This is a genomic window from Spirosoma rhododendri, assembly GCF_012849055.1.
Taxonomy (GTDB): domain Bacteria; phylum Bacteroidota; class Bacteroidia; order Cytophagales; family Spirosomataceae; genus Spirosoma; species Spirosoma rhododendri.
This window is the reverse complement of record NZ_CP051677.1, coordinates 4,487,925-4,501,442: the sequence shown is the minus strand read 5'-3', so window position 1 is coordinate 4,501,442 and position 13,518 is coordinate 4,487,925. Positions and strand designations below refer to the sequence as shown.

13 protein-coding genes are annotated in these 13,518 nt (G+C 56.9%); 6 read left to right on the top strand and 7 right to left on the bottom strand.

All coding sequences use genetic code 11. The annotated features are described in order from the left end of the window. Positions 1 to 88: 88 nt before the first annotated feature. The 4 genes from HH216_RS18710 to HH216_RS18695 all read left to right on the top strand — a co-directional run bounded on the left by HH216_RS18710 (position 89) and on the right by HH216_RS18695 (position 6,224). A complete protein-coding gene (locus HH216_RS18710) occupies positions 89 to 3,535 on the top strand; it encodes a fibronectin type III domain-containing protein (protein WP_169552181.1) in 3,447 nt (1,148 codons plus the stop codon). Beyond that, entirely contained in the window at positions 3,532 to 3,990 is a 459-nt protein-coding gene (locus tag HH216_RS18705; protein ID WP_169552180.1) for a hypothetical protein, read from the top strand. Before HH216_RS18710 ends, HH216_RS18705 begins: the two co-directional genes overlap by 4 nt. Before the next feature lie 148 nt (positions 3,991 to 4,138). After that, on the top strand, positions 4,139 to 5,146 hold the full coding sequence (locus HH216_RS18700; protein WP_169552179.1) for a glycoside hydrolase family 43 protein: 1,008 nt from the start codon (positions 4,139 to 4,141) through the stop codon (positions 5,144 to 5,146). 193 nt (positions 5,147 to 5,339) lie between these two features. Continuing rightward, on the top strand, positions 5,340 to 6,224 hold the full coding sequence (locus HH216_RS18695) for a glycoside hydrolase family 16 protein (RefSeq protein ID WP_169552178.1): 885 nt from the start codon (positions 5,340 to 5,342) through the stop codon (positions 6,222 to 6,224). 51 nt (positions 6,225 to 6,275) lie between these two features. On the opposite strand, the gene HH216_RS18690 is transcribed toward HH216_RS18695, so the two are convergent. Beyond that, entirely contained in the window at positions 6,276 to 7,694 is a 1,419-nt protein-coding gene (locus HH216_RS18690; protein WP_169552177.1) for a DUF1593 domain-containing protein, read from the bottom strand. Positions 7,695 to 7,829: 135 nt separating this feature from the next. On the opposite strand from HH216_RS18690, the gene HH216_RS18685 reads away from it, so the two are divergent. Beyond that, positions 7,830 to 8,297 carry a hypothetical protein gene (locus tag HH216_RS18685; protein WP_169552176.1) on the top strand — a complete coding sequence of 156 codons (468 nt, stop codon included), beginning with the start codon at positions 7,830 to 7,832 and terminating at the stop codon, positions 8,295 to 8,297. Positions 8,298 to 8,563: 266 nt separating this feature from the next. Here HH216_RS18685 and HH216_RS18680 read toward each other — a convergent pair whose 3' ends face one another. Together HH216_RS18680 and HH216_RS18675 are read right to left on the bottom strand one after the other, a co-directional pair. Beyond that, a complete protein-coding gene (locus HH216_RS18680) occupies positions 8,564 to 9,301 on the bottom strand; it encodes an SDR family oxidoreductase (RefSeq protein WP_169552175.1) in 738 nt (245 codons plus the stop codon). Between the two features lie 69 nt (positions 9,302 to 9,370). Continuing rightward, a complete protein-coding gene (locus HH216_RS18675) occupies positions 9,371 to 10,258 on the bottom strand; it encodes a helix-turn-helix domain-containing protein (protein WP_169552174.1) in 888 nt (295 codons plus the stop codon). A 230-nt stretch (positions 10,259 to 10,488) separates the two neighbouring features. Between HH216_RS18675 and map the strand changes: the two genes are divergently transcribed. Then, entirely contained in the window at positions 10,489 to 11,250 is a 762-nt protein-coding gene (gene map / locus HH216_RS18670; protein ID WP_169552173.1) for a type I methionyl aminopeptidase, read from the top strand. A gap of 11 nt (positions 11,251 to 11,261) precedes the next feature. Here the strand turns inward: map and HH216_RS18665 are convergent, their stop codons facing one another. The 4 genes from HH216_RS18665 to HH216_RS18650 form a co-directional block, all read right to left on the bottom strand. After that, on the bottom strand, positions 11,262 to 11,798 hold the full coding sequence (locus HH216_RS18665) for a GAF domain-containing protein (protein WP_169552172.1): 537 nt from the start codon (positions 11,796 to 11,798) through the stop codon (positions 11,262 to 11,264). A 312-nt stretch (positions 11,799 to 12,110) separates the two neighbouring features. Next, positions 12,111 to 12,431: a hypothetical protein gene (locus HH216_RS18660; RefSeq protein WP_169552171.1), complete on the bottom strand. Its 321-nt coding sequence runs from the start codon at positions 12,429 to 12,431 to the stop codon at positions 12,111 to 12,113. 203 nt (positions 12,432 to 12,634) lie between these two features. Continuing rightward, positions 12,635 to 13,162 carry a GNAT family N-acetyltransferase gene (locus HH216_RS18655; protein ID WP_169552170.1) on the bottom strand — a complete coding sequence of 176 codons (528 nt, stop codon included), beginning with the start codon at positions 13,160 to 13,162 and terminating at the stop codon, positions 12,635 to 12,637. Positions 13,163 to 13,180: 18 nt separating this feature from the next. Beyond that, positions 13,181 to 13,381, bottom strand: coding sequence for a DUF4177 domain-containing protein (locus HH216_RS18650; RefSeq protein ID WP_169552169.1), 201 nt, complete (start codon positions 13,379 to 13,381; stop codon positions 13,181 to 13,183). Positions 13,382 to 13,518: the final 137 nt, after the last annotated feature.

Sequence of the window (13,518 nt, the reverse complement as noted above, 5' to 3'; positions counted from 1 at the left end):
GGCAATACGAATACGCCGTCAAGGCGATCTACCAGGACGGGCGTGAGTCGGGGCTGTCGAACCGGGTAACTATCAACGTCAACTAGCCATGAATCTATCCACACGCTTCTGGTTGCTGGCTTTGTTGCTGGCAACCGCATTCCGCCTGTCTGCCCAATCCAACGCGCCGTCGAATCTGGCAGGCTCGGCACCGGCCTATAACCGGGTGGTGCTGACCTGGAAAGACAATGCGACGAACGAATCCAAATTCGAGATCGAGCGGAAAGACTTCACCAGCTTCACAAAGGTAGGGGAGGCCGCTGCCAATGCTACGACCTACACCGACAATTCCGTGCAGGGCAGCGGGTCGTATACCTACCGGGTTCGGGCTATTGTGGCAACGGGTGCCGCTACGGGTTACTCCGCTGAAGTAACCGTGACGACTCCCGCCACACCCCCAACGACGCCCACCGGTCTCGGCGCTGCCACCCTGTCGACCTCGGCCATTCGCCTGACCTGGATCAACCCCGGTGCCGGAAGCGCCACCGACTTTCTGCTCGAACGGGCTGCGTCGGCGGGCGGGTCGTACACGCAGGTGGCTGTCGTGCCGTATAGCCGGACACCGACTTACGACGATGGCGGACTGAGCAGCGGGACCCAGTACTGCTACCGGGTCCGGGCGCGGGGACCGGGCGGCACATCGGACTACTCAAACGTAGCCTGCGCTACTACGACGGCCCCCGCACCAACGCCCCCCGTTACGCCCTCGGGGGCAACGGTATCGGCTGTCTCGACCAGTCAGCTACAGGTGTTCTGGCAGGATGTCAATGTCGTACCGGTCACGTTCGAGATTTCGCGGGCCAACAGCGCGGGCGGGACGTACACGGTTGTTCAGGCTGATTTCGGGCAGAAGATTTTTACCGACAACAACTTGTCGGCCAACACGCAGTACTGCTATAAAGTACGGGCAAAGAACAGCGCGGGTCTGTATTCGGGCTACAGCAACGAAGCCTGTGGCACGACCAAAGCCCCGGCACCTACGGCACCGAACGCCCCCGCCCGGCTGAGCGTGAATGCCGTGAGCAGTAGTCAGATCAATTTGCAATGGGCGGATTTGTCGGACAATGAAACGGGTTTTCAGATCGAACGGGCACCGAACAGCAGCGGTACGTTCATCAAAATTGCTGACCTCGGTGCGAACGCTACGACCTACAGCGATAATGGTCTGTCGGGCAGTACGCAATATTGCTACAGGGTGCGGGCCGTGAACGGGGTAGGGCCGAGCGGCTACACCGACACGCAATGCGCGACGACACCGGCTGCTCCGGCCGGGGTGCCCCAGAATCTGGCTGCAACGGCTGTGTCGACCACGCAGATCAATCTCAGCTGGTCGGGCGTGTCGGGCGCGTCGGGTTACCAACTGGAACGTAGCTCGAACGGAAACGACAGCTGGACGAAGATAGCAGACCCCGCCAGTACCGCCACAACATACAGCGACCAAAACCTAACGCCGAACACGCGCTATTTTTACCGGATTCGTGCGCTGAACGCAGCCGGTGCGCCGGGCGGTTACTCCAACACCGCCGACGCGACTACGCCCGATAGTCCACCCGCTGCACCGGCCCGGCTCGTAATTACGTCAGTGGCTTACAATCAGATCAGTCTGCAATGGGCGGCTGGCTCGGCCAATCAGATCGGGTTTCAACTGGAGCGCAGCCCTGACGGCAGCAACTGGGCCAAACTAGCTGACGTAGCAGCCAACGCGACAACTTACACCGATAATACGGTGCAGCCGCAGACGAAGTATTTCTATCGGCTTCGGGCTGTTAACGCAGCGGGGGTATCGGGCTATTCGAGCGTTGTTGATGCGACGACGCCTGCTGGGCCACCGGCCGCTCCGCAGAATCTGGTAGCTACGGCGGTATCGACCACCCAGATCAACCTAAGCTGGTCTGCGGTTGCTACGGCAACGAATGTGCTGGTCGAACGGAGCCCCAATGGGAACGATGGCTGGGCGCAGATCGCCAGCCTGCCGGGCGATGCAACGAGCTATGCCGATCAGGGACGAACGCCGAATACCCGTTACTACTACCGCATCCGGGCGACCAACGCCAGCGGTGCCGGCCCGTATTCGGCCGTCGCCAACGCCCTCACACCCGACGCGCCACCGGCCGCTCCTGCCCGGCTATCGGCCACGGCGGCATCGTTCAGCCAGATCAATTTGCAGTGGGCCGACCTGTCGGGCAACGAAAGCGGTTTTCAACTCGAGCGGAGCCCGAACGGGAGCGATGGCTGGACGAAAATTGCCGACGTTGCGGCCAATGCCACCACCTATAGCGATCCCAACCTCAGCCCCCGCACTCGCTATTTCTACCGAATCCGGGCCGTGAATGCGGCTGGCTCATCAGACTATTCCAACACCGCCGATGCAACGACCCCCGACAGTCCGCCCGCTGCACCGGCCCGGCTGACGGCCACGGCTACGTCGAACACGCAGATAGACCTGGCCTGGGCGGATTTGTCGGATAACGAAACGGGTTTTGAAATCGAACGCTCAATCGACGGCACGACGTTTACCAAAATCGCCGATCTCGGTGCGAACGTGACGACTTACCAGAACACTGGACTGACGCCCAATACCCGTTATTACTACCGGATTCGGGCGAAAAATGCGGTGGGTTTGTCGGCCTATTCGGCCGTTGCCGATGCCACCACCCCCGATGTGCCCCCCGCTGCCCCTGCCCGGTTGACGGCCACGGCCACGTCGCCCACGCAGGTCGCACTCGCCTGGGCCGACCTGAGCAACAACGAAAGCAGTTTTCAACTTGAACGCAGCAGCAGCGCCACCGGCACATTCACCAAAGTCGCCGACATTGCCGCCAACGCCACCACCTACACCGACAACAACCTGACTGACGCGACGCAGTACTGCTACCGCATCCGGGCCATAAACGCGGCTGGTCCATCGGGCTATGCCGATGCGGTTTGCGTCACGACGCCGTTGGCACCACCTGCGTCGCCCACCGACCTGACGGCACTGGTGCAGGACTATGATCAGATCCGACTCAACTGGACGGCTGTATCGCCCAAAGCCGTGACAATCAGTATCGAACGGGCGACCAGCGCGAACGGCCCATTTGTGGAAATTAAGCAGGTGCCGGCGGCTGTCACGAGCTACGTCGACCCCGGCCTGACCGAGTTCACGATCTACTACTACCGCATCAAGGCCATCAATACGGCGGGGAATTCCGGCTATTCCAACGTCGCGTCGGCCCGGATCAACGAAGTGATAATTGCCGTGGAGGACGAACTGGATACCCACACGGAACTGTACGTCAGCGACCGTGCACTGAACGTCGTCACCAACTGGTTTTCGACACTGTCGACAACGGTACAGCTGCTGACCCAGACCGGGCAATCGGTTCTAACCGATAATCGGCTGGTACGCCCCACTGCCCGCTGGCACTACGACCTGAACCACCTTCCGACGGGAACTTACCTGGTCCACCTTGTTGCCGACGGGCGTAAACTGACAAAACGAATCCTGCTGCCATGAAACCAAATCAAACACAGTTGATTCAACTGGCTGGGCTCGTAGTACTGAGTCTGCTGCTCGGTTGTCACCCCAAACCCGTCGCGTCGATCACCGATCAGCTGGGGCGTATCTGGCGGGCGCAGACCGTGAAAGAGGGCGACGTACTGGTCTACACGCAGGGGGGAAGCAGCAACACGAAGCCCGGCTACGCCAGCTTCCGGCTCGATCTGAGTCAGCCCGGTGTGGCGAAGCTGACGGATATCGACGGGCGGCTGCTGACTGGTACCTGGACTATCTCAACCAACAATCAACGCCTGATTCTGGCTGACCTGAACCCCCGACCGACCAACACGGGCGGCACCATCGAGTACTACATCGTGGAGGTGCCTACGAGCGCGTCGCTGAAGCTGGAGCGTACCGCCGAAAGCCGCAAAACGGGTAATTCGCTTAACCAGTACGGCCTCGTTCCTGAATAGGGTGCTGTGGCTCTGCTACCACGCCATTTACTAGTTTTCAGCGTTGCGTACCAGCGGTATGTAAAACGGAGAAGCCGGTTGCGTGGTAGTTTCGGAAAGAAATTGCCTTATTGGGAGCGAAGAACCTGAAAAAACGCAACGTTTTCGAATGCAGTCACTTGCTCAACGAACCCTGATCGCCCTCTTGGGGCTGACAACGCTTACCGCCACGGCGCAAACCGCCAGCCCGTCGGCCACCAAAACCACCGCCGGAAATCCGGTTTTCCCGGGCTGGTACGCCGACCCCGAAGGTATTGTTTTCAACAAGCAGTACTGGATTTACCCGACCTATTCGGCCCCCTACAACCAGCAGGTGTTCATGGACGCCTTCTCGTCGCCCGATCTGGTAACGTGGACCAAGCATCCGCGCATCGTCGACACGACGAGTATCAAATGGGCGAAGCGGGCGATGTGGGCACCGTCGATTACGGAGAAAGGCGGCAAGTACTACCTGTTCTTCGGGGCCAACGACATCCAGAACGATCAGGAGCGGGGCGGCATCGGTGTGGCCGTGGCCGACAAACCCGAAGGTCCGTTCCGCGACTATCTCGGCAAGCCGCTGATCGACAAGTTTCACAACGGCGCGCAGCCCATCGATCAGTTCGTTTTTCATGACAAAGACGGGCAGTATTACCTGATCTACGGCGGCTGGCGGCATTGCAACATCGCCAAACTCAAACCTGACTTCACCGGTTTTCTGCCGTTCCCCGATGGGAAAACGTTCCATGAGATTACCCCGGAAGGCTACGTCGAGGGGCCGTTTATGTTTATCCGCAACGGCAAATACTACTTCATGTGGTCGGAGGGGGGCTGGACCGGACCGGATTATTCCGTTGCCTACGCCGTCGCCGATTCACCGTTCGGACCGTTCAAGCGCGTCGGTAAAATTCTCCAGCAGGACCCGACCGTTGCCAGGGGCGCAGGCCACCACTCCGTCATCCAGGTACCAAGCGGGTCAACGGATGACTGGTATATTGTCTACCACCGTCGGCCGCTGACCGAAACCGACGGCAACCACCGCGAAACCTGCATCGACCGGATGGAGTTTGCCGCTGATGGATCGATCAAGCCGGTGAAAATCACGAAAGAAGGCGTCAGCCGCCGACCAATACGCTAGCGCGAAGTGGTGAAAATCGCATTCGTGTCGTCCCGATGGCAGGCGGGTTTTTCGTTGGAAGAAATACCCATTCCTGAAGAACCCGCCTGCTGTCAGGGCGATGAGAGCGCTGTATACCCCTATTTTGGGCAAGTCATTTAAGTAGACCGCCGTGCATGACACGCGCTGAACTAACCGTAAACTGACTTGACGTATGAAAAATCAATTGGCACAAATTGGGCTGGTTACAGCGCTGGTGAGTATCGGCTGGCTGGCCACCGGCTTAGCAACAAGCTGCACAAGCGGGACCAGTGTCGTTCAGCCCACACCCGTCCCCGCCGACTCAACGCCGAAACTGGTATGGTCCGATGAGTTTAATCAGGACGGCCGTCCCGACAGTAAGAACTGGGCGTACGAAACCGGGTTTGTGCGCAACAACGAACTGCAATGGTACCAGACCGACAACGCGTTCTGCCAGAACGGCATGCTCGTGATCGAAGGACGCCGGACGCAGCAGGCCAACCCCAACTATAAAGCGGGTAGTTCCGACTGGCGCACCAACCGCCAGACGATTCAGTACACAGCGGCCAGTTTGAAAACTGAGGGGTTGCAAAGCTGGCAGTACGGCCGGTTTGAAATGCGGGCGCGGATTCGGACGCAGTCGGGGTTGTGGCCTGCCTTCTGGACATTGGGTACCAAAGGAGAGTGGCCCTCGAACGGCGAAATCGACATCATGGAATATTACCGGGGTGCTTTGCTGGCTAACGTAGCCTGGGGCACCAACAAACGCTGGACGGCCAACTGGCGCAGTTCCAAACTACCCATCACCGAGATGAACGACCCCAACTGGGCCGATCAGTTTCACGTCTGGCGAATGGACTGGGACGAGCAGCAGATTCAGCTATCGGTCGACGGGCGGGTGCTGAATACGGTTAAACTCAGCGAAACAATCAACGGCGATGGATCGGGTATCAACCCGTTCAAACAGCCGCATTACGTGATGCTCAACCTCGCCATCGGTGGCGATAACGGTGGCGACCCATCGTCTACCGCGTTCCCCTCGCGCTACGAAATCGACTACGTCCGCGTTTATCAATAATGAATTGTCTCAAACAGCAGGGTGCCGGTCGGCGCTCCGATGTGTGAGACACTAGTTACCGGGCACTACCGTCACGATAACCCGTTTGTAGCGGGTCAGGGCGGGGGTGCCCTTGTCGGTTACCTGCAAAATGAAGTGAATCGTTTGCGGACTCGTAACTGACGGGGCCGTCATGGGCAGGTCGTACAGATTGGGTGCGTAGGGGCGGGTACTGACCTGACCGGGATACGTACCGGCTTCCGGGTACTGAAACCACAGATAGCTCATCGAATCGCCGTCGGGGTCAGTGGTGCCATCGGCGTTGAGGTGGAACGTCTCGCCCGACTTCACCGTGAACGAATCGGGCGTCGCCAACCGGGGGACGGGTGGATGATTGCAGGCTGCGTACGCCTTGGTACACCACGCCATCCGGGCGGCAAAATCGTTCTGAAACGCCTGCCGCCACCGCCAGATCGTTGCCTGCGGACTGCCGTATCGCTGCTTATCCTGCCCCGTTACAGAGTCTGCCGTATTTGTCCAGATCGGGCGCGTTTCGGGCTCGTCTTTGGGCCAGTTGTCGCGCCGGAACCGGCCGGTGTTGGAATCGCGAAAATCAGGTTTGTAAAACGTGTAGCGACCGCCCCAGCCGCCGTAGTCGGGCCGTTCGGGATTGTTCAGGCCGTTGGGAATCAGACCGAGAAACGCCGGGCTATCGCCTTCCATACCGTAGGCCACGTCGGGATAGGCCGCGCCCAACGGACCGTGGCTCTGCTGAATATACTTTGCCAGCCAGTCGGCCGAGATGACGTCGGCGTTGGAACCCGGAAACGGAAACGACATGCCCAGCCAGGTCGCGTCGGCGTAGTTGTAGCCGGGCGTTACGACGTAAAATATGGCTGGAAATGTCTTGCGAATCCACGGCCCCGAATCGTCCTGATCGGAGATCGTGTAGATGCGTACTTTCTGGTACAGTCGACTGGCGTTAATCGGCGTTTCGGTTTGCTGAATTTTCCAGAGCGCCTGCGCCAGCACGTTTGGGCCACCCCATACCGAAAACCAGACCGGTCGCGGGTCCGCCTGTTTTAGCACCCGCACAATCCAGTCCGAGCCTTCGGAATCGTGCCCGGCCCCGACGCCAGCCATGCCGTAGACGGGCAAACCCTGCTTTACTTTCGTCAGCAACTGTTGCGCGGACGGGAAGCCGGGCGCATGCTTCAACAGATTAGGCTGCACGGTACCATACGCCGACAGTATTTTGCGGATGCTCTCCGGCGCAACGCGACTTTTCTGGTGAATAGACGTCGTCGCGATCAACCCCTCAACGTCCCACTCGTTGGCATAAGTCAGAAAGCGAACCATCGACTCGGCATCGTCGGGGTCGGCTTCGATGTCGGTCAGTACGACAACGCGTCGTTTTGCAGATGGCTGGGCCTGAATAGCTTGATGAGTGAGCAGGAAAAGGAGAAAAAGGAGCGTAGCGGTGCGTTGCATAGATGGGGATAGCCTGTCTGGGAAAATCAGACCAGACAGATTTATTCGACACAAGCGAATAAATGAAATATATTGCTTGCTGAGTCAGCGCGTAGCTCATTTGTTCGTACTTTGTTACTATCCGCCGTAAGCAAGTTGATTACAAACCGTATCAGTAAGGAACAATTTCAGACCACTTTTTTCCGCATCACAAAAGACGATCTGCCGCTTTTGCAAAAGAAGTTCTGGTTGTTCGATTGGAAGAAAGAGATCAAAACCGCTGAGCGGGTTGTTTACAAGCTAACCACCAGAGAAAACCCAGCTGTTATACAAGGTTTGATTAGCTGCTCTGATTTTGGCGACCACATGTTTGTCAACCTGGTTGAGTCTGCTTCGTTTAATCGGGGCGAAAACCGTTTGTATCAGGGGGTAGCCGGTAACTTGTTTGCCATTATTTGTCAGGAGTCGTTCGACAAGGGGTACGATGGATTTATCGTCTTCGAGTCTAAGACAAAATTGGTCAGTCACTACCGGGATTTGCTGGGAGCGCAGCGGCTGGGCAATTCAGTACGAATGTTTGTTGATACGAAGGCTGCTAGTCAGTTAATAAAGAATTACTTATGAAGCCGAAACGTCCAAAGTTAATCGAAGAGGTAGACGTAGAAGTCGTCAACCGTCAGCCGAACGATGAAGAACGCCGGTCTATCAGTGCGTTCATTCGCGCTTACAAAGCGAAAACGAACCGACCGTCTACCGCGTCAACCAGTCCTGCCAAGGCGTAGCGTCATGGTGGAGCGTAGACTATACTAGCTCCATAACGGAACTGTCACCAAGCAAAAATGCCCGATACGTTAGCGCATCGGGCATTTTGACGTTTATAACGATAGGTATTACCACGGGCTGATGCCGGTGTCTGGGGCGTTGTCGTCGCTGTAGAACTGACCTGTGGGGCCGTCCGGTCCCAGGGTGGCGGCTTTAACGACTCGGGCAGCTGCATCGGGCACGGTACCGGGGCCGGAGTGGTGATTGAAATCCGTTGCGGTATAGCCCGGATCGACGGCGTTAACCTTGAACGGCGTGTCGCGCAGGTGGTTAGCGAGGGCAATGGTGTAGGCGTTGAGGGCTGCTTTCGACGCGACATAGGCCGCTGGCGTAATGCCGTAATAAACCCATGACGGATCACTCTGCCGGGTGAGCGACCCAAGCCCCGACGTGACGTTGACAATGCGCGGCTCCGGCGACTGATGCAGCAGATCGGCAAACGCCTGCGTCACCTGAATGACCCCGAAGAAGTTGGTGTCGAGCACCTGCCGGAACTCGCTGAGGTCTGTTGCTAGTGGGCCTGCTGTTACGCTGCCAGAGATACCAGCGTTGTTAATCAGCACGTCCAGCACGGCCGTTTTCTGACCCAGCACATCGCGGGCCGACTGCACCGATTGCGGGTCGTCGACGTCGATTGCGATGGGTTCGACCTGCGTTAGCCCGTCGGCCTGTAACTGATCGACGGCCTGTTGTCCCTTTGCCAGATCGCGGCTACCCAGGTAGACATAGTAGCCGAGCTGAAGTAGTTGCCGGGCCGTTTCGAAGCCGATACTTTTGTTGGCTCCCGTTATCAATACTGTTTTCATCGTGTTGCGTTTGTTAACGGGACAAAGGTACCAGGCGGGTCACGCACGGCTGGAACACATTCTACGGCATTACTGGTACATTTTACGGATGTTGCTGCGGTACTCGGCCGGGGTCACGCCCGTTTCGCGTTTGAAGAACCGGCTGAAGTACGAGGCATCGGCAAAGCCAAGTTCGTAGGCGATTTCTTTCAGTGCCTGTTCGGTGTGAAACAGCAGACGCCGGGCCTCCAGAATCAGGCGGTCGTGGATGTGCTTGATAGCTGGTTTGCCGCTCTGCTCTTTCACGACCTCGCTCAAGTACCCCGCCGACAGGTTGAGCATGGCCGCATACTCGCTTACTTCATGTACCTGCTGAAAATGAGTGTCGACTTTGGCCTGGAATTGCTTTAGCAGCAGAGTGTCGGCGGAGGTCTCGGTGGCCGGAAACTGCTCGGTATACAAACGGCTCAGGTAGGTGAGCAGCACCGTCAGGTACGCGCCAAGCATGCGCTGTTGCCAGTCGCCGGGTTGTCGATACTCCCGATTGATCTGATCCAGTATATCCTCGACGAAACGAACGTCCGCGTCTGTGAGTCGCAATTCATGTCCGTTCTGCGGATTCTGAATCAAGGGCAGGTTACGCAGCGACGCGTTTTCCTGAAGCGACAGAAACTCAGCCGTAAACGCGATCCCCTCGCTCCACGCCTGACTCAGTTCTTCCTTGACAATAACCTGTTCGGGACCGACAAAGTAGATGGTGTTGTCCTGAAGCACGTAGGGCGTCATATCGATCCATTGCCGCCCAACCGCATGCTTGACGAACACCAGCAGATAATGGTCTTTCCGATGCGGGACAAGCAATTCGGACAGATTGGGCATACTCCCCTCGTAGTGGTACAGCCTGAATTGCGGATGCCCGACTTCATCCAGTTCCAGCGGATAAACCGGTACCGGCACCCTCGCGCTAAGTACTTGCATAACCTAAATGTAGGCATTTGTGGGGTATGCCAGGCAAGGAATCAACTCATTGTTGTAGATGGAAAGATAACCGTGACGACGCGCCGGAATTGGTTGATTGATCCGACTGTTACTGAATTACCACTGCCTGAACGGCGATTACTTTGCCGTCACCTTGGCTCCACCGTTAAGATCGCCAGTTGCTGTAGCTGTGTTGCGCAGAAGCTGGCTAAAAACAAACGCACAACGTTATGTCGTTAAAATCAGAGGAAGACCTGCTCGGGATGCAGGCAATTAGCCAGATTGTTGGCCTGACTCTCAAAGGCATGCAGGAGTACGCCCGACCCGGTATGTCGACGTTTGCCTTGGATCAGTACGGGCGGCAACTGCTGCAACAGTACGGTGCCCGGTCGGCCCCCAAACTCACCTACGGCTTTCCCGGCTGGACCTGTATCAGTGTAAATGACGAAGTCTGCCACGGTATCCCGTCGGCCAGGCGGTTTTTGCAGGAGGGCGATCTGGTTAATATTGACGTGTCGGCCGAGCTGAACGGCTATTGGTCGGATAACGGCGGGTCGTTTGTGCTGGGGCAGGATATTCATCAGCGCGGTGAACTGGTCGAAGCGTCGAAGCGCATTCTGGCCAAAGCGATCAGCCATATCCGGGGGGGCGTACAAATCGCTGAGATCGGTCGACTGATTGAAACGGAAGCGAAGAAAAGTGGGTACCGGGTTATCAAAAACCTGTCGGGGCACGGCGTCGGGCGGAGCCTGCACGAAGAGCCGCACGAGATTCTGTGCTACTACGACCGGGCCAACAAAACGCGGTTTCGGAAGCACTCCGTGGTGGCAATTGAGACGTTTTTGTCGACCAAAGCGTCGTACGCGCAGGAGAAGGGCGACGGCTGGACATTGGTCGCCAAAGACAGCCTGGCCGTGCAGCACGAACACACCATCGTCGTCACCGACAAGCAGCCAATTATCCTGACCGCTGCGAATCAGTTATGGGTGTGAGGTAGCGCCGATCAGGCAGATACCACGTAGGCCGCGATTAGTGGTTGCAGGCGGGGGAGGATAGCCTCGATCTGTTCCTTTTCGGGCGCCGTCCAGTGGCGCGGACCATCGAACATACAGGGCTGCAAGATGCCCCACAGTTGCCCGTCTTTCTGAATGTGGGCGTGAATTAACGCCCGGTGACCGAATGTTTCCTGCTCAAACTGCCGGTTCAGCACCTGCGGACCGGCAGCTTCCACATCATCAACGTACACCGAAGGCTTCATGGCCAACCCAGCTCGGATCAGCGGGTCTTCGTTGGGCAGGTCCGTGGTGTCGGCTTGCCACTGGGGCTGAATCGTGTTTTTAGTGGGGATGTCTGCACTCCTGCGCCAGCAAAACGCCGTGCGGCCCAGCCCCAACGCAGGCCGACGGACATACAGGAAGCACCGGTCTGCATCTAGTGATTGCCCCACGCAGGCGACAATCGCGTCGAGCGTAGGACCGGGGGGCTGCCCCTGATTGATGAGTTCAGTAACTGTATAGGTTAGCGTGTCTATGGCGTTCATGCCCACCTAACCGCAGAGTCATAGCCGGGGTTTTGGCTTTTCCCGTATAGATCCCTTCGCTACTGACCGTCAGGAAAATACGAAAGGATTTTGTCATCCCGCCTTTTTCTGTCATCCCAAGCCTGCGAGGGATCTTCGCCAGGTGAGGATTGTTCGGCCAGCACCCTAAGATCCCTCGCAGGCTCGGGATGACAGAAAAATGCCCCAAAACGGGCAGGGGTTTCAGCGAGTACGTTACGTACTTACTGAAACCCCTGTCGTGGTTGACAAACCAACGGCTACCTCGACACGCGGATAAGCGTAGGAACTAGCCTAGTTCTCAACTTTCTTGGCTTCACCACTGATCGCGCGACCAGTAGCTTTCGTTGCTTTGGTCACGGCCCGGCCGGTTGCCTTAGCACCATTGGCCACAGCTTTTCCGGTAGCCTTGCCCGCTTTCCCTACAGCCCGGCCAGCCGTACCGACCGCGTGCGCGCCATCGGCCACGCCGTTTTCAACTTTGTCGCCTACCTTTTTGACATCCCGCCGTGTTTCCGCTTTCCGGGCTTCCTTGACGGCTTTGTCGTCCTGCGCCGAAGCACCAGTGGTAAGGGCTGCACACAAACCAAGGGCGAAGAGCATGTTCAGTTTCATATTCGTGTCGAATGATGGTGATGAGATTTGTTTTGAATGCGTTTAAAACCCAAACGAAACGACATAGCGCCATAGTTTGTTTGATTGCGGTGCTGTCCATTCTGTGCAACAGCCAGCAGTAACGAGCAAAAGTCGCTCTAAGTCAGATACAATTGATACGTTGACGGGTGTAGATACGGCGTACCGATCAGGTCGAAAAGCCATCAATCAGGCTTCCAGTTGGGCCGCCTTAGCGCATAAATCAACTCATCGAGGTACTCCCCATTCTTATAGAGCGTCCCCCTGAACTGAGCTTCCAGCACAAAACCGTTCTTCTGAAGCACGCGCTGCGACGCTACGTTCGTGCCGAAGGGCCGGGCAAAAATTCTGTCTATGTCGTACGTCTCAAAAGCAACGTCGACTGCCCGTTTTATGGCTGCACTGATGATACCCTTGCCCCAGAAAGGCTCAGCCAGCCAATAGCCAAGTTCCGCGTTCTTCCGGTGAATATCCGGTTGCGGATGAACGCCAATGCCGCCGACCGCTTCGCCCGCAACGTCAATGGCGAAGATGTGCGCCGAACTGTCAGCCGTGGCAAATTCGATAAAGGACAACCCATCGGCTTCCGTGTAGGGATGCGGAAACTTGTCGGTCATGTTCCGGGCAATGCGCGGATTGTTGGCGTAGCTGACCAGACTACCCAAATCATCCATTGTCCAGGGGCGCAGGTCGAAGTCTACAGCCAGTTGCATGGTGTGCGGAAAAGACTACTAGACGTCCTTTTCAAAAAACAGATAGATGTAAATAGCAAAGCCAAAATTGGTCGATGTTGTCGACGTTAGCCGGTAGCCTTTGGCCGTGTATTCATCCAGCTTCTCCTGAATTTCCTCTTTAGATGCCTTGAGTATGTGCTCGGAGTCAAGCGTTACTTTCGTGTAATAAATCAGGGCTTCAACTTTGCAATCTTTCATTGAATTGTGGGAGTTTGGTTATTGCCGTTTTTGATTAATGTGAACGAAGCGACTTTTATGCAGCAATGGGCCAAATTGATGCGTTACGTTATGTTCACTCAACGCCAATAGGGCCGATAGCGACTGTACGGAGCCTA

Coding starts and splice junctions, on each gene's coding strand:
- HH216_RS18710 (WP_169552181.1), top strand. CDS start 89: ATGAATCTATCCACACGCTTCTGGTTGCTGGCTTTGTTGCTGGCAACC.
- HH216_RS18705 (WP_169552180.1), top strand. CDS start 3,532: ATGAAACCAAATCAAACACAGTTGATTCAACTGGCTGGGCTCGTAGTA.
- HH216_RS18700 (WP_169552179.1), top strand. CDS start 4,139: ATGCAGTCACTTGCTCAACGAACCCTGATCGCCCTCTTGGGGCTGACA.
- HH216_RS18695 (WP_169552178.1), top strand. CDS start 5,340: ATGAAAAATCAATTGGCACAAATTGGGCTGGTTACAGCGCTGGTGAGT.
- HH216_RS18690 (WP_169552177.1), bottom strand. CDS start 7,694: ATGCAACGCACCGCTACGCTCCTTTTTCTCCTTTTCCTGCTCACTCAT.
- HH216_RS18680 (WP_169552175.1), bottom strand. CDS start 9,301: ATGAAAACAGTATTGATAACGGGAGCCAACAAAAGTATCGGCTTCGAA.
- HH216_RS18675 (WP_169552174.1), bottom strand. CDS start 10,258: ATGCAAGTACTTAGCGCGAGGGTGCCGGTACCGGTTTATCCGCTGGAA.
- map (WP_169552173.1), top strand. CDS start 10,489: ATGTCGTTAAAATCAGAGGAAGACCTGCTCGGGATGCAGGCAATTAGC.
- HH216_RS18665 (WP_169552172.1), bottom strand. CDS start 11,798: ATGAACGCCATAGACACGCTAACCTATACAGTTACTGAACTCATCAAT.
- HH216_RS18660 (WP_169552171.1), bottom strand. CDS start 12,431: ATGAAACTGAACATGCTCTTCGCCCTTGGTTTGTGTGCAGCCCTTACC.
- HH216_RS18655 (WP_169552170.1), bottom strand. CDS start 13,162: ATGCAACTGGCTGTAGACTTCGACCTGCGCCCCTGGACAATGGATGAT.
- HH216_RS18650 (WP_169552169.1), bottom strand. CDS start 13,381: ATGAAAGATTGCAAAGTTGAAGCCCTGATTTATTACACGAAAGTAACG.